This window comes from Paraglaciecola polaris LMG 21857, from assembly GCF_000315055.1.
GTDB lineage: Bacteria > Pseudomonadota > Gammaproteobacteria > Enterobacterales > Alteromonadaceae > Paraglaciecola > Paraglaciecola polaris.
Genome location: NZ_BAER01000091.1, coordinates 25,622 through 43,361, shown reverse-complemented (window position 1 = coordinate 43,361; position 17,740 = coordinate 25,622). Strand labels below are relative to the sequence as shown.

The 17,740-nt window shown below is 46.2% G+C and carries 15 protein-coding genes and 1 tRNA gene; 5 read left to right on the top strand and 11 right to left on the bottom strand.

From position 1 onward, the window contains the following. Positions 1-243 (top strand): hypothetical protein (locus GPLA_RS23620; RefSeq protein WP_040515014.1); only part of this gene is annotated, 243 nt, incomplete at its 5' end. A gap of 87 nt (positions 244-330) precedes the next feature. Here GPLA_RS23620 and GPLA_RS15350 read toward each other — a convergent pair. From GPLA_RS15350 to GPLA_RS15335, 4 genes are all read right to left on the bottom strand, one after another. Beyond that, positions 331-407 (bottom strand) — tRNA-Arg (locus GPLA_RS15350). 381 nt (positions 408-788) lie between these two features. After that, positions 789-2,003: an AGE family epimerase/isomerase gene (locus GPLA_RS15345; RefSeq protein WP_007105859.1), complete on the bottom strand. Its 1,215-nt coding sequence runs from the start codon at positions 2,001-2,003 to the stop codon at positions 789-791. Then, positions 2,000-2,977 carry a carbohydrate kinase family protein gene (locus GPLA_RS15340; RefSeq protein WP_007105858.1) on the bottom strand — a complete coding sequence of 326 codons (978 nt, stop codon included), beginning with the start codon at positions 2,975-2,977 and terminating at the stop codon, positions 2,000-2,002. The genes GPLA_RS15345 and GPLA_RS15340 overlap by 4 nt, the downstream gene beginning before the upstream one ends. 29 nt (positions 2,978-3,006) lie before the next feature. Continuing rightward, entirely contained in the window at positions 3,007-4,302 is a 1,296-nt protein-coding gene (locus tag GPLA_RS15335; protein ID WP_007105857.1) for an MGH1-like glycoside hydrolase domain-containing protein, read from the bottom strand. 190 nt (positions 4,303-4,492) lie between these two features. On the opposite strand from GPLA_RS15335, the gene GPLA_RS15330 reads away from it, so the two are divergent. From GPLA_RS15330 to GPLA_RS15315, 4 genes are all read left to right on the top strand, one after another. After that, complete coding sequence (locus GPLA_RS15330) at positions 4,493-6,940, top strand: TonB-dependent receptor (protein WP_007105856.1); 2,448 nt, start codon at positions 4,493-4,495, stop codon at positions 6,938-6,940. A 147-nt stretch (positions 6,941-7,087) separates the two neighbouring features. After that, complete coding sequence (locus GPLA_RS15325) at positions 7,088-8,668, top strand: sodium:solute symporter (RefSeq protein WP_007105855.1); 1,581 nt, start codon at positions 7,088-7,090, stop codon at positions 8,666-8,668. A gap of 9 nt (positions 8,669-8,677) precedes the next feature. Continuing rightward, positions 8,678-9,916 (top strand): glycerate kinase type-2 family protein, encoded by a 1,239-nt coding sequence (locus tag GPLA_RS15320; RefSeq protein WP_007105854.1) that lies wholly within the window; start codon positions 8,678-8,680, stop codon positions 9,914-9,916. Positions 9,917-10,065: 149 nt separating this feature from the next. Continuing rightward, the gene (locus GPLA_RS15315; protein ID WP_007105853.1) at positions 10,066-11,223 is read left to right on the top strand and encodes an ROK family transcriptional regulator; all 1,158 of its coding nucleotides are present in this window, start codon (positions 10,066-10,068) and stop codon (positions 11,221-11,223) included. Positions 11,224-11,307: 84 nt separating this feature from the next. Here the strand turns inward: GPLA_RS15315 and GPLA_RS15310 are convergent, their stop codons facing one another. The 7 genes from GPLA_RS15310 to GPLA_RS15280 all read right to left on the bottom strand — a co-directional run bounded on the left by GPLA_RS15310 (position 11,308) and on the right by GPLA_RS15280 (position 17,661). Then, positions 11,308-12,351 carry an MBL fold metallo-hydrolase gene (locus tag GPLA_RS15310; RefSeq protein ID WP_007105852.1) on the bottom strand — a complete coding sequence of 348 codons (1,044 nt, stop codon included), beginning with the start codon at positions 12,349-12,351 and terminating at the stop codon, positions 11,308-11,310. Between the two features lies 1 nt (position 12,352). Beyond that, the gene (locus tag GPLA_RS15305; protein ID WP_007105851.1) at positions 12,353-13,534 is read right to left on the bottom strand and encodes a heme biosynthesis HemY N-terminal domain-containing protein; all 1,182 of its coding nucleotides are present in this window, start codon (positions 13,532-13,534) and stop codon (positions 12,353-12,355) included. Beyond that, positions 13,531-14,844 carry a uroporphyrinogen-III C-methyltransferase gene (locus tag GPLA_RS15300; protein WP_007105850.1) on the bottom strand — a complete coding sequence of 438 codons (1,314 nt, stop codon included), beginning with the start codon at positions 14,842-14,844 and terminating at the stop codon, positions 13,531-13,533. Before GPLA_RS15300 ends, GPLA_RS15305 begins: the two co-directional genes overlap by 4 nt. After that, on the bottom strand, positions 14,845-15,567 hold the full coding sequence (locus tag GPLA_RS15295; protein WP_007105849.1) for a uroporphyrinogen-III synthase: 723 nt from the start codon (positions 15,565-15,567) through the stop codon (positions 14,845-14,847). Positions 15,568-15,570: 3 nt separating this feature from the next. Beyond that, positions 15,571-16,500: a hydroxymethylbilane synthase gene (hemC, locus tag GPLA_RS15290; RefSeq protein WP_007105848.1), complete on the bottom strand. Its 930-nt coding sequence runs from the start codon at positions 16,498-16,500 to the stop codon at positions 15,571-15,573. A gap of 191 nt (positions 16,501-16,691) precedes the next feature. Beyond that, positions 16,692-17,174, bottom strand: a complete 483-nt coding sequence (locus tag GPLA_RS15285) for a GNAT family N-acetyltransferase (protein WP_007105847.1) — start codon at positions 17,172-17,174, stop codon at positions 16,692-16,694. A 16-nt stretch (positions 17,175-17,190) separates the two neighbouring features. Further along, positions 17,191-17,661 (bottom strand): YHS domain-containing (seleno)protein, encoded by a 471-nt coding sequence (locus GPLA_RS15280; RefSeq protein ID WP_007105846.1) that lies wholly within the window; start codon positions 17,659-17,661, stop codon positions 17,191-17,193. Positions 17,662-17,740 lie beyond the last annotated feature (79 nt).

Below are 17,740 nucleotides of genomic sequence, written 5' to 3'. Positions count from 1 at the left end.
GGGGGTAAAGAAGATGGATGGGTACCGCTCAGTTTGGCTGGTAATTTAATAAGGGAGCACATGCATGATGAGCTTTCGGTTTTACGCGAGAGCTATGGCCATAAAACATTAAAGAGTTTTATGTTGGCTACTGAGTTGTTTGAATTTAATGAAGAGGAAACAGCAAAGGGTGGTTTGAGAGTGGTTTATAAGTTGAGTCAAGCTACTAAAATTAATCATGCTCAAAAAGCTGAATTGGAGTAATGGACTTTTAAATAAAAATATTCTGGTCACAATCTGGTCACAGAGAGTAAAGTGTTAGTGGTTGATAACTTGATAGGCTTTTAAAAATGGTGCACCCGACGAGATTCGAACTCATGACCTTTGCCTCCGGAGGGCAACGCTCTATCCAGCTGAGCTACGGGTGCATTAATATAGTTTACTTTCTTCGTTTTCATCCATGAAGCTTGGTTCCAGCCAAATCATCCACGATTTGTCGTTCTTCTCTCTCGACGTGACGTTAAGTCACCTCTCGTCGCGTTGCGACCAATCATTATCCCGCTGAGCTACGGGTACTTCATTTTGTGAGCGCTGATTCTAAAGAAACTGTAGGCATTTTCCAGTGTTATTTTGTTATTCGAGGGAAATTGGTGCTTTGTGGAGCAAGTTTATTTTGAGTCGATTGCCCTTTCGGTTTTACTTTTGTTTCATTGTGTTTGCTATAGCGGAATAATCTGGCATTTAATTCGCTGAAAATAGGTGAGCATGTATGGCTTAAAGGGGGCGCCATACACACTCGTGCTGCTCGTTTACGCCATGGGGTGGCGTTTAATTAACGCGAGCACGTCAAAACAAGCACCCATGGTGTGATAGTCCGTTTTGCCTATGGGGCTTTTTAGTTGGTCGATTTTTTGATTGTCGTGAGTCAGTATTCTGAACCAGGCGCCGTATTGATGATCGACCATATGTTGCCATGAGTACTGCCAGATTTTGTCGTACCACTGTTGATAAACCGCGTCACCCGTGTGGTGATGTAAGTAGGCTGCACAGCACATGGTTTCAGCTTGTACCCAGAAGTATTTTTCGTTGTCGCAAATACTCATGTCTGGGGCGAAGCCGTAAAATATGCCACCGTGCTCGTTATCCCACGCGACGGCTAATGATTGGTCGAATAGTGCTTTAGCACGCTCAATTAACCACGGGCGCTGGTCGTGCTTAGCGATAAATAACAATAACTTAGCCCATTCAGTTTGGTGGCCTGGCTGAAAACCCCAAGGGCGAAATAAGTTCTTCGGATCGGCTTTGTTGTATTCAAGGTCGACTTGCCAATTGAGATCATAATGCTCCCAAATCAAGCCACCCATTAAGGCAGCTTGTTGGTTGGTCATTTTGTCGGCTAAGGCAATGGCGCGGTCAAGGAAGCGACGTTCACCACTGGCTTCAAAGGCCGCAATGAGGGCTTCACAGGTGTGCATATTGGCATTTTGCCCACGGTAACTGTCGCACACACTGAAATCGGCATTGCATTGGTCTTTATATAAGCCTGCGCTGGCGTCCCAGAAATGTTTTTCCATGGTTTGCCAGGTTTCATGCAGATACTCCCGGGCCTCTTCGATACCGGCCCGCAAAGCCCAGCTGTAGGCAAGGATCACGAACGCGAAGCCATAACAGTGGTTTGTTTGGTCTTTGGCGGTGACGTTGCCGTTTTGTACATCCAGTAGCCAGTTGTAGCCGCCTGTTGCCGGGATATAGTGGGCACGGCGAATAAACTCAATGCCAGATTTTACTCGGGCAAGGTATTTGTCTTGGCCGAACTCTTGATAGGCCCGCGCATAATTGAACACAAAACGTGTTGAGCTGACTAAATGGCGTGTGCCTTTGTCGTACACTTCGCCGTTGTCTAAAAAGTTTTGGTAGAAACCGCCGTGAGGGTCGTCCACGTTGCTTTCATAAAATTTGAGCGTGTCGCTGATATGCGCAAGCAGAAATGTAGGGCTAGTAAATTGTGGCGCGCCGGTTGTCATAGTGAGCTCCTGAATTCAGCGAGTGATTGTTGAGACGGTAACGAGACGAATGCACCTTTACGAGAAGCTGCATGTGCTCCGCACAGTGAGGAAAATTCCATGATTGGGGTTAATTTATCCGGCTGTTTACATAGCGCTTTAAGGCTTTGTTGGGTTAAATCTAATTGACCCAACTGATAAAGTAAGCCGCCAACAAATGCGTCACCCGCAGCGGTGGCGTCGAGCATTTTTACGCTGGTGGGGCAATAACTTGCGTGGCCACTTTGGGTATACCAATGCATTGGCCGGCAGCTGTCAGTTACTACAAACAGTTGGCAGCCACTGTGGAGTACGTCTTGAATAAACTCTTCTGGGGGTTGCTCACCAGCCAGATAGTGTAATTCTTCTTTTGAGGCTTTGATAATGTTGCAACTTGCCAGTAGCGGTAGAATTTTCACTCTGGGAATGTCGTTCGCTGACCATAAATTCAGGCGTAAATTGATATCAAAACTCACTAAACAACCACTATCCTGGGCCATTTTGATGCCGAATGCGGTGCTGTCATAAATATTTTGCTCAGTGAGTGTGTTCGAGCAGAAATGAAACAGGCTACAATCTTCGAACCAATGAGTTTTAAAGTCGCTATAGGCGAATCGTAAGTCGGCGCTGTTATCACGGTAAAACTCGAAGGTGCGCTCACCTTCATCGTCGAGTGATACAAAAGCAAGGGCAGTTTTGGCTTCGCTCATTACGCACACATAATCGGTTTTAACGCCGTGTTTTTGCAGTGATTTCAATAAAAAATCACCGAACATGTCGCTGCTAAGCATGCCAGAAAAATACGCGTTGCCACCGAGTTTAGCCGCGGCAACACTGACGTTTGCCGGTGCGCCACCGGCAAATTTAATAAATGACTCTTGTGTCACGCTGTCATCGTCTAAGGTGTTCGACAGCAAGTCCACTAGGGCTTCGCCAAAACAGAGTATTTTTTTCATACCAAGCCCTTCATGTACTGCGTTAAACGTTACAGCAACCAATGCAAAGCGATTGCTGCAGTCCAAGAGAAATCTTTACCACCACAACCTGCGCCCGTTTCTGGGTTGAAATATTCGTAGTAACCAGATAAATCCACCAATGCACGACAGTCGCTTTGCAATTTATCTGCGGTTTGTTGAAAGCCTTCGTTTTCAAAACCTAGCGCGATCATCCAGTTAATGTGTAGCCAGATTGGTCCACGCCAGTAACGCTGTGGCTCATAGCGGCTCTCTTCTGGGTGAGTAGATGCAATACAATATTGGCTGGCTGCGTTCCACTGCTGAGCTTTGGTGTTTAAAATTTCTTTTTGCTCGGTATTTGCCAAACCTGCAAATAGGGTCAGCATGCCTGCCGATGTGCGTACCTTACATAAGGTGTCGGTTAACACGTTACGGCAATAAAAGTATTGTGCTTCTGGGCACCATAAAGTTGAAATGGCGCTTTGGGTGAGGGCAATACGTTCTGCGATGTAATCTAAGCGTTCATCTTGTATACCCAGAGTTTCACCCAAAGCGAGTATATCTTTACTGCCTTTATGCAAAATAGCGATGATACCTATGTCGTTTACCTTATAAGGGCACTCATTAAAGATGACTTCGCTGTCGAATTTATGCTTTTTAAAGAAGTCGACTAAAAATAGAAAACGGTCATATTCACTTTTATGGGGGCGTTGTGATGAATCTACATGGCCCAAGTCGCGGCGCTCATATTCCCAGTCAACACAAGGTACCGCCGCTAAGGCCTCGTCCCATGCGGGACTGTTGTCCATGCCTGACTCCCAGGGGTGGTAACTGACCACTAAACCCGTATTGAGTGGATCTCTTTCTTTATACCACCATAGGTGATAGTCGACTAAGCTAGAAAATAATGATTCGGCTTTGCCGCGGGCGAAGGTTTTATCGTCAGCTGTCTCTAACATGTCTTTAACGACGCTTGCTACAACGGGCGGCTGGGAAATAGATGTACTTTTAACACGCTTGTCTGACCCCCAAACGTCTGGCCCGGGGAAGTAAGTCGTAGAGTCTTGATGAAACAAAATATGTGGCACCATGCCGTTATCCCACTGGCCGTCGAGTAATACTTCGATTTCTTGCCAAGCGCGGGGTTCGTTGAAGTGCTTCCAGCCTAGGGCTGTGATAGCAGAGTCCCAGTTCCATTGAAATGGATACAAGCCATGGGTTGGGACTGTATAGCCACCAAGATCATTGGCAACCAATGTCTCTTTAGCTTTTTTGATTAGTGCAGCAGTCTCTGAAGAATTTACTTTATTAACATTGGTAGTCATAACGGGTGCTCTTTTTGAGTTATCTGACGATAATCGAATCTTAAAGCACTCATTATGGGTTGTAAATGTTTTTTTTGTGTGTTTTAATCAATCTCGAAGTAACAAATTAATAACATTAGTTAAACGTTCGCTTCATTTCAGACGAACACACCATTGACATTGACCATCTTAAAAAGAGTTGGAGAACACCATGAAAATGACACCTATTGCCTGCGCCATTTCGATATTGTTTGCTACACCGCTACTTGCTCAAGAAGCGAATACGGAAACACCCAATAACGATGAGTTCGAAAACATCATTGTGACCGGTTCAAGCGTTGCCCGTACAGAAGCAGACACACCTGCAAAAACGACCTTGATTGGAAAAGATCAAATAGCAAATACTGGCTTCTCAAGTCAGGCCGATATTCTAATGAGTGTTCCCGGCATTAAAGTAGAAGGTGGCGGTGGTGAAGTGGCTACTAATGCATTTGTTCGCGGTTTACCCTCTGGCGGGCAATTTCAGTTCACGCCGCTTAACTATGATGGTATGCCTGCGTTTCAATCTGGCATGACATCGTCAGCGCAAGATGTGTACTACCGTCCTGACATCGGCATCGAAAGGGTCGAGTATGTAGGTGGTGGTGTATCTAACTTGTTTGGACCTGGCTCGGTCGCTGGCATTATTAACTATATTTCTCGCACGGGTAGCGATGATCCTGAAAGCACAGTGCAAGTAGAAGTGGCGGAAGAAGGCCGTGTTAGAACTGACTTTTATAACAGTGGTGCACTTTCCAGTGATGAAAATCTGTATTATGCGATTTCTGGCTTCTACCGTTACGATGAAGGCCCTTTAGATACGGGCTTAGAAACCAAAGGTTACCAACTTAGAGGTAACATTCGTAAAGAATTCGACGACGGCCATATTACCTTTCATGGTCAAATGATTGATGATCAAGTTCAGTTCTTCCTGCCTTTACCCCTTGATGGTGATAACCGTGAACGTTTAACCGGTAATGACGGCAAAACCGTTTATGTTGCGCAAACCGTAGCTGCAGCCGATTTACGCTATGACACAGCCGATGGCACGTACGAGTCACCTATTCGTAATGGTGTTTTGACCGAAGGTGGTTCATTTGGTGTCGATTTTGAAAAAGACTTAACTGACACTTGGCGCTTAGCGGGTAAGGCGAAAGTAGCCAGCTACGACCACCAGTTCAATTTATTTTTAGACGGGGACGGCATTGCCAATACTCCTGAGTCTCAAGAAGGCTACGCCAACAACTTAGCACGTACCGCAAATGGTGACGTTTTAAGCGCCTTAGGCACAGCAAACTATACATGGTCGGAAACGGGCAACGCCCTGCCAGACGACTACCAGTTATTTGGTAACCGCTTACTCGATCGTCAACGTGACGGTGATTTCTTCAGTACTGAATTCAACTTAACAGGTGAGTTAGAAGGCGGCGGTTTCGATCATACGGTGAATATCGGTACCTTCTTTATCAATTCTTCGCAAATGGATTACAACATTATCTCCAGCTATTTGGCCGACTTTAGCAATGGTGATAGTGCACGTTTGGTTGATCTGTCTTTCACCAATGAGGCAGGTGAGACAGTGCAATATTCGAAAAACGGTGTTGTAGGGCCAGGTACAAGTTATACCAACAAAGATTTGACCAGCAAGCGCATGGCATTTTACATCACCGACCAAATGGAAAATGACCAATGGGCATTTGATGTGGGTGCGCGTATTGAGCGTGCAGAAGGGACAACTAAGTCAGAAGGCAGCGAGGAGGTTGTCGTCAATGATGACCCCTTTTTAGCGCCAAACTTACAAGTTAATACCACGGGTAATGGTCGTTTCACCTACGGTGAAGTGGCAACCACTGAAGCAGCATTCTCTGCTGCCTTGTTGTACAAAATGGAAGACCAAAACCTTAACCTTTATGCAAACGCGTCAACGGGTTATTTCTTCCCGCAGATCAGAAGTATTACGTTTAACGACAATGGTGAGCCGCAAAGTTACGAGGGCGAAGATATCACCCTAGGCGCGATTGGCTTTAAATACTTCCCTAAAGGTTTATACATAGATGCGTCTTTGTTCTTAGCGAATTTGGATAATCGTCGTTCAGTTGATTTTGAAAATGACGGGGCTGGCGGTCTACTTGAAGTGGTTAAGCAGCAATCTACTGAAACCACAGGTGCTGAAATTATTACTCGCTGGAATATGACGGATGAAGTGATCCTTGAGGGTAACGTGACCTATCAGGATGCTGAATTTAGTGAAGGCGCTAACGTGGGTAAGCAACCCAGAAGACAACCTGAATTCTCCGGTAACCTGGCTGTGTCTTACAACAACGGCTTTGTTGATGCGCGTTTAGGTTTGAGCTACTTCGGTGATGCTTACGCTAACGACGATAACTCAGTTGAGCTTGATAGCCACACAGTTGCGACTTTGAACGCGGGTTATTCTTGGGAGCTCAATAATGACCAGCGAATTCGTGTTGGTATCAACGTGTGGAACTTGTTTGACAGTGACGGCATTACCGAAGGTTCTCCGCGCCAAGGCAACAGCCAAGTGTCGGGGGGAGAGTTCTTCATTGGCCGACCTGTGTTACCACGCCGCGTGAGCCTAACAGCGAGATATGATTTTTAAATGAGTTTGTGTGTCGGTGCCTGCTTGCGCCATTTAGGTTGAGTAATCCCCCTACGGAAAATATCCCCTAGGGGGATTACCCACCGTCTTTTAATTTAGCAGCGCGAGCGGTATGGTTTTAGTTCGTGCAGATATGTGAAGAGTATTATGAATACACTAGATTTTTTGATTGTTGCATTGTATTTGGTGGCCCTATTGGTCATGGGATTTATGTTGCGAGAACAGACAAATAAAAGTGACTATTTTCTGGGTGGGAAAAGTCTAGGATGGAAACCCTTGGCGTTGTCGGTCATGGCCACCCAGCTATCAGCTATTAGTTTTATTTCAGCCCCCGCTTTTGTGGGGTTACGTGAAGGTGGCGGCATGCAATGGCTGTCATACGAGTTAGGTGTGCCTTTGGCCATGATCCTAATTTTGGCCACCATTTTACCTAAGTTGTACCGGGCTGGCATTGTCAGTATTTACGATTACCTTGAAGAACGTTTTGGCCGTTCTACCCGCGTATTGATCAGCATAGTGTTTCAGTTTAGCCGGGCATTTGCTACCGGCATTATGATTTATGCTGTATCCCTCATTTTGCAAGGCACCATGGGTATTGAAGCATGGCAAGCCATCTTGTTAACTGGGGTTATTACCGTGCTTTATTCGCTGCAAGGCGGCATGAAGGCAGTGGTATACGGTGACGCCATCCAAATGGTCATTATCGTGTTAGGTACCATCGCGTGTATCGGCTATGGCCTGTATTATTTAGGTGGTGTCGATGCCTTTGTTGCCAATGTCGATCCCGATCGTTTGCAAGCCATTAAGTTTGATTCATACGGTTTTAGTGGTGACGGTTTTGGCTTCTGGCCCATGATATTTGGTGGGGTGGTGTTGTATGCATCCTATTACGGCTGTGATCAAACGCAGGCTCAGCGGGCACTATCCGCTAAAGATCCAGAAAATCTTCGTTATATGATATTGGCCAACGGTGTTATTCGTTTTCCTATCACTATTTTATATTGTCTCTCAGGTTTGATTGTGGGCACGCTGGCCATGACTGAACCCAGCTTTATGGCAAAGATCCCAACGGATAATCCAGATTGGATGATGCCGATGTTTATTCTTAACTACCTACCCCACGGCTTAATTGGCTTGTTGGTCGTGGCCATTTTGGCTGCTGCTATGTCGTCATTGAGCTCAGCGATTAATTCATTATCAGCGGTTACCATCGAAGATTACTGCCGCATAACCAACAAAGAGCTGAGTCAAAACAATTACCTAAAACTGGCTAAATACATGGGCTTAGTTTGGGGCGCAGTGACCCTAGTCTTGTCGCTTTATGCGGGCAATATCGCGCCAACGATTATCGAAGCGATTAACAAGGTGGGTTCGTTGTTCTATGGACCGATTCTCGCGGTGTTCTTACTGGCCGTGTTGACAAAAAGTACGTCAGGTTTGCACGTGAACATTGGCCTGATTAGTGGCGTGTTGTTTAACTTGCTGATATCGGTTATCGCACCGGAGATCTTTTGGTTCTGGTGGAACTTCATCGGCTTTGTGGTGACGATTATTATGGCGATGTTAATGAGTAAGATTAAGCCCTTTACCTATCAGTCTAGCGAGAGAGAGATTGCAGAAGGCCCTATTTCATTGTCAATTTTGACGAGCAAAGATGTGGTGCTGTTGCTGGGCATGTTTGCAGCCATGATTGCATTTTGTTTGTTTATTCCAACCGCTTTTGCTTAAGGTTTTCTCATGAAATATCACGCTTTTTTACTCGACTTATTTAACACCGCAGTCGCAGCTTGCAAGCCTAGCGCTTGCATGGCCGAGCAGTTAAGTAAACTCGATACCAGCAATGGCATATGCGTTGTGGGTGCAGGTAAAGCGGCGGCAGAAATGGCCGCCGAAGTACACAAAACCTTGGGTGACAAGTGTTACGGTGCGGTAGTGACTCGTTACGGATATGAAAGCGCCGGTGATACGGGCAAAATCGAAGTACTCACAGCGAATCATCCGACACCTGACGACAACAGTTTAATTGCCGGTAAACAACTACTGGCCTTGGTGAAAAGCACCCCAGCGACCACGCCTATTTTGTTTTTAATTTCAGGTGGAGGCTCGTCGCTGATGTGTTTGCCGGTGGACGATGTACCCTTTGCGGATAAACAGCAACTCAATCAGTTTTTACTCAGAAGCGGCGCCAGTATTGATGAAATTAATACTGTGCGTAAGCAGTTATCGCTAGTGAAAGGCGGCAGATTGGCCGAGGCGGCTAAATCGAAGCACGTCACCTTGATGATTTCGGATGTGGTCGGTGATAACGCCGCCGATATTGCCTCGGGTCCGACTATTGCTGATCCGTCAACTAAGGCTCAAGCATTGGCCATTTTACAGAAATATCATTGGTCGCCGGTGGGTAGCATTGCTAATTATCTGGCGAAACCAGAAGCGTCTCCTGGGCATAAGGTTGCAAGCGAATATCACATTGTGGCAAACGCACAGCACGCCATTGATGCTGCTATTGATGTGGCTCAAAAGCAGGGCTGGCAAACACAAGTACTGGGTTACGATATTCAAGGTGAAGCCAGAGACGTCGCTAAAATACATGCCAAACACGCGTTAGCATGTAAGGCGAAGGGGCAGCGCGTCATGCTGTTTTCAGGCGGCGAATTAACCGTTACTGTAGGCAAAGAGTATGGAGACGGCGGGCCTAATCAAGAATATTTAATGGCCTTAGCGCTTGAACTTGATGGTGTAGCGGGCATTTGTGCCATGGCTTGTGATACCGATGGTGTTGATGGCAGTAAAGACGTGGCAGGTGCTTATATTGACCAGACGACGTTAACCCGCGCTGCATCAGCAGGCGTTAATGCCAGTGAACTATTGGCTACTCATAACAGTCATCAGTTTTTTGCCGCAATTAACGACTTGGTTATAACCGGACCGACGAATACCAACGTTAACGATTTTCGAGCCATTATTATTGAATAGCACGTTATGGCTAGTTATGGGTATAACGTGAAATTTGCTTGCTTTATCTATCCCAAAGGTAACGAACTAGAGACGTCCCCAGCGATAGTTTCTTGTTCTTTACCGGGGTTTCAAATAGGCTATAGCGTTTTAAGGTAGATGTATTACAGATGTTTTCAATCGACAACAGTCAATATTTACGTTCAGGGTTTACGCTAGGTAAAGGCAGTAAGCTTTTTCAAGATATTGAGCGTGATATTATCAAAATTGTCTTCTGGGAACGGCGAGTGACTCAAAGTCAACTTGTGGCTGCGACTAAAATTCCCCAACAAACGGTATCCCGTTTATTGAAAGGCCTCACTCAGGCTAAAGTGCTGCGCCAAACCGAAGAAATGATCCCTAATCCAAAAGGTAAACCAGGCTTTGGCATCGAGCTAAACCCAGAATACGCCTATACCTTTGGTGTCTCTATATTGCTGGATGCAATCGGCGTGGCCGTGATGGACTTTGCCGGTAATGTGATTGCGACCAAATTGCGTGAAATGGACGACATGAGCATTGCCCATGTACTTGAGACCACACAAACCTTAGTCAGTGAGCTAACGGATGAATGTAAGCTTGATGAAAGCCGTGCGTTAGGCATGGGGGTGGGGATATCTGGCTTTTTCAGTTCAATGGACGGCAAGATGAATACCCACCACATGTTAGAAGAGTGGTCACAAGTGGACATAGTACAAATAGTGTCTAGCCACTTTACATTGCCAACCTGGGTCGTGAATGATGGCACTGGCGCGGCTGCTGGTGAAGGTGTTACGGGTGTAGGCCGACAATATAAAAACTTCGTATACCTATTTGTTTCGTCAGCGTTTGGTGGTGGGGTGGTAAACAATGCCGAAGTACTGCGCGGTAGCTACGGCAACGCAGGGGAGCTGGGCGACATGTTACCAACCAAAATATACGCCCATCCGAATCTAGAGTTACTGAAACGTATATTGAAGAAAAATGGCGTTAATTTCAGTTCAATCTACAACCTGCATGAAGAGTTCGATCCGGACTGGCCTGGCGTTGAAGAATGGATATTCAAAGTGCAAGATTCTTTCGACTTGGTCGCGACCTGTTGCTCTGCCTTGCTTGATGCCGAGGCGATTATTTTAGGCGGACACATTCCTAAAGAGTTGGCTGAGATGGTGATACCGCGAATTGATGTATACGCCCAGTTTAGACGGGGAGCTAAACGCCCTATGCCTAAAATTGTGGTATCAGGTGTAGATAAACACCCGGTATCCATTGGCGCAGCCACCATACCGTTACGAGAATTGTGTTTATAAGCTAGGCTTTTTCGCTCGCAGGCAAGATGTAGGCACTGTACTTAGTATTGCTCTTATATCTTGCTTAACTCTTCCAAGACACCACTAAAAAAGCAATTTTTGACCTTGCTTAGGGATAATAATATTCAGTCCTAACTGATTGGCGTCATTTAGCTGTTGCTTGATGGTCGCTCTAGGGTCAACGTTTTTGGCCAAAGTATATTTAATATGACTGATAAGCACTGTTAAATCTTTCAGTGGGGCGTCGCCATCAATTTTAGCGGCTAAACTAGCCAGCTCGGCCATCAGTAAATCAGGCGTGAGGTGACCAAACAGTAAGTTATGAGGGCGCTCATTTTCAAATGACGTTTCAATGATGATACCGCGTAAGGTTTTATGCTTAATCTGCTGGGCTAGATAAGTCCAAATGGCTGCTAACTTGCCCTGTTTTTCTACTATGTCTGCTCCGGTATCGCCAAAATATACAAACATATCGTTACCCTGCTCAATGACAAAGGCACTGGACTCAACTGGGTGGCTGAGGCTAAACGCGGTCACTTTTAGTTCTGTATTGGCAATCGTGGTTGTTTTGCCTGGTAGCAAATCCACCACATGGTATTTATTGAGTAAAGGCGGTATGCCGCGATCACTGAAATTGGCCCAGGCTATGCCATTAAAATAGGTTTCGCCAATCATGTTATTCACCGACGGCAAAGCGTATATGTTTTTTGCGCTATCTTCAGGCGAAGCGACTAACATGCCATTTATATGATCAAGATGGGCATGGCTGAGTAAGTAGCCTTTAACGTGATCACGCAAAATGGTACCGGTCGTACCCCATTTGTTATCATCAGCTAAGGCTAAATCGGCGAATGCGCCGCGCTTAACGCTTTGATTAATACCGTTAACCAACGTGCCAGCATCTAGGGCCACATAGTTGGGCTCGTTAACCCCTCGCAGTAAAAAAGCACTTAGATTACCATCTTCGATACCACCGCTGTCTCCGAGTACGATAACTTCAAAAGCCGGGGCGTGGTTTTTTTTCACCAGGATTTCGCCAAGCGCATGGGAGTCATGAGCGAAAACCTGAGTCGCAGAAAAAAGCGAAATGGCTAACAACCATTTCGCCAATGGTAAAAATGAGGGCATATTAGTCTGCTTTTGTCAGTTCGTTGGTTTGATCTAGGCCTTGTTTATAAAGTGCCAACGCTTGCTGACTGTCTTGTTGCGACTCTTTAATTCTGGCTAGAAGTAAAATATCTCGCTGACGGTTACCCAATTTTATGGCTTTACTTAAGGCCTTTTCCGCTAGGCTTAAATCATTGGCGTTAAAGGCCAATACGCCTAACGTTGAGAGTAACTCTATGTTCATATCGTCTGCTTTGAGCCATTGCTCCAACTGTTTTAAAGCGCTAGTCGGTTGCGACAACTTAAGTTCCCGATATAGCGGCAACAACATAGGGTGAGGTTTATTTTTGTGATACTCACCTAGTTCTGCTTCGGCATCTATATGCATGCCTTGATCGATTAACTGCTTAATATATGCAGCTTGTAATGCGGGATCCCGGCGAGTGGACTTGGGCAAAGCATGCCAATTTTCTTTTAATTGATTGGCGCCTTCTTTGCTGGCAATTTCAGCGAAATTACCTTGTGACGCCAATTGCATGTAATGCTCATAATGCTCGCCTAAGGCTTTTTTCCAAGACGGAAGACAGGCTTTTAACTCGTTCCATTTACCCCCTTGCACCATGGCTTGTGCGCGTAGCAGCAATACTGACTTCTGACGTTTTTGTTTGTCCTCCAGATCATCCAGTATCGCTAGGGCTTTATCCGGCTGCTGCTGTTGTAAATGATCACGCACTAGGCAAAGTTTGGCGGCAAAAGCGGATTTAGGATAGGACGTGGCTAATCGCCAGTTTTCTTGTGCGCCGGCTGGGTTTTGCAGCTGTAGCTCTGCTTCAGCTGCGGCTAACAAATTCAAGCCGTCGAAATCTTCCTGCTCTATGCTGGCAAGCTGCTTACGTGCTTCAAGATAGTTCTGCTCAGCCAATGCAATCAAGCCATTGGTAAAGGCGCGCTTTTTCTTGCGTGAACCCCAGTTACCTAACCAGTTCTTTGAGCCTGAAATGAGCATGATTAGCTTTTTAATCACCCAAGAGAACAAGAGCAAACCGACAATCAGTAAAATGGTCATGATCGCCATGGAAAACACGTTCATTTCGATAACATAACCAGCAAAGTCGATAAAAACGTAGCCTTTATCATCGAATATCAATGAGCCAATCAGTACCGCAATAAGTAGGGCCACAAAGACCATGAGAATTCTGATCATGGTTGGCTGACTCCGTTAACAAACACATTGTCGATACGTTGCTGGATCACATCCTGAAGTGCAGGGGCTGCGCTAAATTGACTCGGGTAGACCCGTTTGATATCTGTGTCTGCTAATTCGGCTACACGCTGAGAAAACTGATTAACCGCGCTATTATCACCGGCGAAGTCAGTCGCTAATACACGCTGGGCGTTTTGCAACGACGCTTGGTATAGCGCAATATTCTCTCTTAATACTGCGCTTTGGGCTTGCAGTAGTGACAATTTAAGCTGCTCTGTGGCTAACCATTGCTGCTGAGCTGACATGTAAGGCTGAATTTCTACCTCTTTTTTCTTGTAACTGAAGAAGTCTTTCGTAAAAGCGGCCCAGGCTCGTGACAAGTTTGCCTGCCAATCGTCAACCGACTCTGATACTTGGTTGCTCTGTTCACTTGCGATGTCTGGGCGTTCAAATGTATTCAACGGGAGCTTGTCTACCTGGGGCAGCAATGCACTGATATTAAGCGCAATAGTCGACAGGGAAACCGGGTTAACTTGCGCCAAAGCTTGTATGTCATTTGCTAAACGTTCCCGCACAGGCAGTAAACTTGGGTCGTCTAAATCCTGTAGGCGGCTGTCAGCAGATTGCAGCATGGCACTCGCCGTTTTAACGTCATGTTCTAACCATAATTTACGACCGGCTATGCGTACTAAAAAATCTGCTTCGGCTAGCAACCAGTCCGCCGGACGACGACCAGCAATGGAACTGAGCATTTGTTTGTTGGCTTGAGATTGATCGCTAGCAACTTGTGCATCGCTCGAGGCGCTTTGCAGCTCCTGGCCTAAGGTGCGAAGTTGTGTTTCTAAGCGGCGATTCTGCTCTCGTACTTCATCGGTAATTGACAGATTTTGCTGAGCCTGACGGTTCAGAATGTCTTGTTGTTCGCTTTGACTGCTTTGTTGACTCGCCTTTTGCTGTTCCCATTGGGTCCAGCCCCAATAGGCACCTGCCACGATTAACAATAAGATTAACAAGTTGATTAAGGTTACAAACCATAAAATCCCCGTTTTGACGGGCTTGTTATTGCTGTCGTCTTTCGCTTTGGGCGTTGAGCTGGTGGCGGAGGTATCGCGTGTGCTGGAGGTTTTTTTCACGTTGTTGTCGCTTTTCAAAGGAGCTGTAGGATGCTTTATATCGGTATTCGTTTTTGGCTCAGCTTTAGGTGGTGCAGGGGTAATCACTGCACTTGACTTGATCGTGTTAGGCTTATCATGTGTCTCGTCCTTCGGCTTGTTGCCCTGAGCGTTGTTTGTATCTGATTGGTCTGCCATTTAATGCTCCAAAAATTCCTTGGCACGGCGAATAAGTGCCTGATCGCTAGCGTCATCGCTTAATAATATTGTGTTTATACCGAATTTAGCGGCAATTTGTTCAGTTCGGGGGCTCACTACAATCCAAGGTAAAGATTGCAACCACTTAGGGTCGAATTGTTCAAACGCGCTTTCAATCATTTCACCACTGGTAGCAATGATGCATCTTATCTGCTCAGCTTGCCACTGTTGTGTGGCTTTTGGGGTGGCAATTTTTATCCGTTGATAAATATCTGCTAAGGATATGGCTGCACCGCGCAAAGTCAGCTGCTGAGCTAAGTCTTGGCGTCCGCCTTGGCCTTTAATAATAACGACTTTTTTACCTGTTAACTGTTTGAGTTCATTCAGGGCTAGCAGTCCCTCGGTCGTGGGCGCGCTCGGTACCATGACCTGATAACCTTGTTCAATTAACCCTTGGGCTGTACTGGCACCGACGGCATATGTATTCACCTGCTGGGGTAGCCGTATGTGACGCAGCGCTAATAACTGCGTGGCCACCGTACTGGTCACGATAATGCTGTCGTCTGCATTAAGGGTACTAAGTATGCTTGGCAAGGTTGCAAGTGCAGCTTCACATGCTTGGGTGTCGATAAGGCCCACAGCAATTGCGGGTAATCCCGCTGCAATGAAACGAGTTGCGCTAATGGCGCATTTTTGCTCTGGGCGAAATATCAACAGGGTCATAAGTTAATCTTGATATAACGCCTTAAGGATCTCGCCGGCACCTTGACTAAGTAGTTGCTCTGCTACATCAACGCCTATGTTAATCGCGTCGCTCACCTTGCCGCGTTTCTCTGCCAGTAACAACACACTACCATCTGGTGAGCCCACTAAGCCGCGTAAGTACAACTCGTCACCGTTTAGCACGGCGTAACTGCCGATAGGTACCTGACAACCACCGTCCAACTTGGCGTTCATAGCACGCTCAGCTTTAACACGGGATTCAGTATCAGCATGATTGAGAGGCTGAAGCAATGCGATTAGCTCTGCGTCATCGTCGCGACATTCAATGCCAACCGCGCCTTGTCCAACTGCGGGTAAAGATACCGTGGGTTCGATGTAAGTCTTAATACGCTCACGCATCTCTAAACGTATTAACCCTGCGGCAGCTAATATGATGGCGTCGTACTGTCCCTCGTCTAACTTGGCTAAACGTGTGTTCACGTTGCCGCGCAAGTCGCGAATGGTCAAGTCGGGACGCGCACTGCGAATTTGGCACTGACGGCGCAAACTTGAGGTACCGACTACAGCACCTTGGGGTAAATCTTCGATGCTTGCGTAGGTATTAGAAACAAATGCGTCATAAGGATTTTCACGTTCGCATATGCAATGCAAACCAAAACCTTCGGGGAAGTCTACCGGCACATCTTTCATTGAATGCACGGCAATATCGGCACGACCCTCGCTCATGGCGACTTCTAATTCTTTGATGAATAAACCTTTGCCACCAATTTTAGCCAGCGGAGTGTCTAGGATGCGATCACCTTGGGTAGACATGGGCACAAGCTCAACACTGATATGGGGATGAGCCGAAAGAAGTTTGGCCTGTACATATTCTGCTTGCCACATGGCTAACGCACTTTTGCGTGTGGCGATACGAATGACGCGATCTGACATGAAAAATTCACTATTAACTGACGAGTTTATAAAGGGATATTATCAGAATTTGTCTTCGTTTTGAGTAGACAAAAGCGTAGTTTTAGCGAAAAAGGCGCGTTATCGATAAGCAAGCGCCGAATTTAGTAGGGGATCTTGAAAGTAGCGGCTTGGTATCGGCCGTGACACATACTCTGTGCTTAAGCGGTTTCCTAAAGCGGAAATTGGTAGATGGGTAATTCGCGCCCAGGGATACTGCCTGACACCTGGTAGCCGCAATGAACGGCGCCAGCACGGGAATAAAAACCTGCTGCATGGGGATCGCTATAAACAATCAGTGAGGTGGCACGCTGTTTTTTTGCAAACTCGATGGCGTGACCTAATAAAACTCGACCAACTCCTGTGCTTATGGCTGATGGACAGATAAAAAGGGCCAGTAACTCCATTTGGCTGCTTGATAAACACTGTAGTGCGTAAAAACCTAAGGGCGCGCTAGGATTCGTATCGGGGGCTAACCAAGCGGCGACAAAATGATAATCTTTGTGCGCTATTTGCTCGGCTGAATAGCTTAGTTCAGCTTCACACTGCTTCAGGAACGCTGGCGAGTATCCCCAATGCGCCTTGGAACGCATGGCTAGCGCAGATATTTCTGCGCTGTGCTGGCTGGTTAATGGCGCTATGGTTAGCTCGGTCAACAGCGTGTTCCAACAATTAATTATCGAGCGCGATTGATTGGGGGTATTGGGTGTCAGCTTGCTCAATATACTGGGCTTTATTGGCTAGCCATTTTTTTTGCACGCTGGCGCTGTAATTGAGGTAGAGCTTACCCTGGTCGATAACAAATGCGTCTTCATCTATGCCCACAAAATCACCGGTAGCCATGGCATAAGCACAGTATCCGCCGTACTGAGGGGCGTATTTCTCTGGATCATCGCTAAATAGATCAAGGTTTGCTTGGGAGCTAAAAAACCAATCTGCCCCGCGCCAGGTTTTGCTAAAGGTGTTGTGCCCTTTTACGGCTTTATTTTGCGTGAAATAAGCAACAGTGTCGTAACCATAGATAGCCTTGTTATTAAAAAAGCCAGTTTCGATGGGATCTTGTGCTAAGACGCCTTCACTGAAACTAAGCATAATAAATAAAGCCGCAACTTTTGCTGCTTGGGTTACTGTGTCAATAATCATAAAAATACCTACCGTTATCTGTGTTGTTATTAAAGAATGTATATCTCTATAAAACCGCGGCAGTAGGCATTTAATTTCA

What these genes read in the sequence shown, in the direction of transcription:
- GPLA_RS15345 (WP_007105859.1), bottom strand. Translation starts at nt 2,003, where the DNA reads ATGACAACCGGCGCGCCACAATTTACTAGCCCTACATTTCTGCTTGCG.
- GPLA_RS15340 (WP_007105858.1), bottom strand. Translation starts at nt 2,977, where the DNA reads ATGAAAAAAATACTCTGTTTTGGCGAAGCCCTAGTGGACTTGCTGTCG.
- GPLA_RS15335 (WP_007105857.1), bottom strand. Translation starts at nt 4,302, where the DNA reads ATGACTACCAATGTTAATAAAGTAAATTCTTCAGAGACTGCTGCACTA.
- GPLA_RS15330 (WP_007105856.1), top strand. Translation starts at nt 4,493, where the DNA reads ATGAAAATGACACCTATTGCCTGCGCCATTTCGATATTGTTTGCTACA.
- GPLA_RS15325 (WP_007105855.1), top strand. Translation starts at nt 7,088, where the DNA reads ATGAATACACTAGATTTTTTGATTGTTGCATTGTATTTGGTGGCCCTA.
- GPLA_RS15320 (WP_007105854.1), top strand. Translation starts at nt 8,678, where the DNA reads ATGAAATATCACGCTTTTTTACTCGACTTATTTAACACCGCAGTCGCA.
- GPLA_RS15315 (WP_007105853.1), top strand. Translation starts at nt 10,066, where the DNA reads ATGTTTTCAATCGACAACAGTCAATATTTACGTTCAGGGTTTACGCTA.
- GPLA_RS15310 (WP_007105852.1), bottom strand. Translation starts at nt 12,351, where the DNA reads ATGCCCTCATTTTTACCATTGGCGAAATGGTTGTTAGCCATTTCGCTT.
- GPLA_RS15305 (WP_007105851.1), bottom strand. Translation starts at nt 13,534, where the DNA reads ATGATCAGAATTCTCATGGTCTTTGTGGCCCTACTTATTGCGGTACTG.
- GPLA_RS15300 (WP_007105850.1), bottom strand. Translation starts at nt 14,844, where the DNA reads ATGGCAGACCAATCAGATACAAACAACGCTCAGGGCAACAAGCCGAAG.
- GPLA_RS15295 (WP_007105849.1), bottom strand. Translation starts at nt 15,567, where the DNA reads ATGACCCTGTTGATATTTCGCCCAGAGCAAAAATGCGCCATTAGCGCA.
- hemC (WP_007105848.1), bottom strand. Translation starts at nt 16,500, where the DNA reads ATGTCAGATCGCGTCATTCGTATCGCCACACGCAAAAGTGCGTTAGCC.
- GPLA_RS15280 (WP_007105846.1), bottom strand. Translation starts at nt 17,661, where the DNA reads ATGATTATTGACACAGTAACCCAAGCAGCAAAAGTTGCGGCTTTATTT.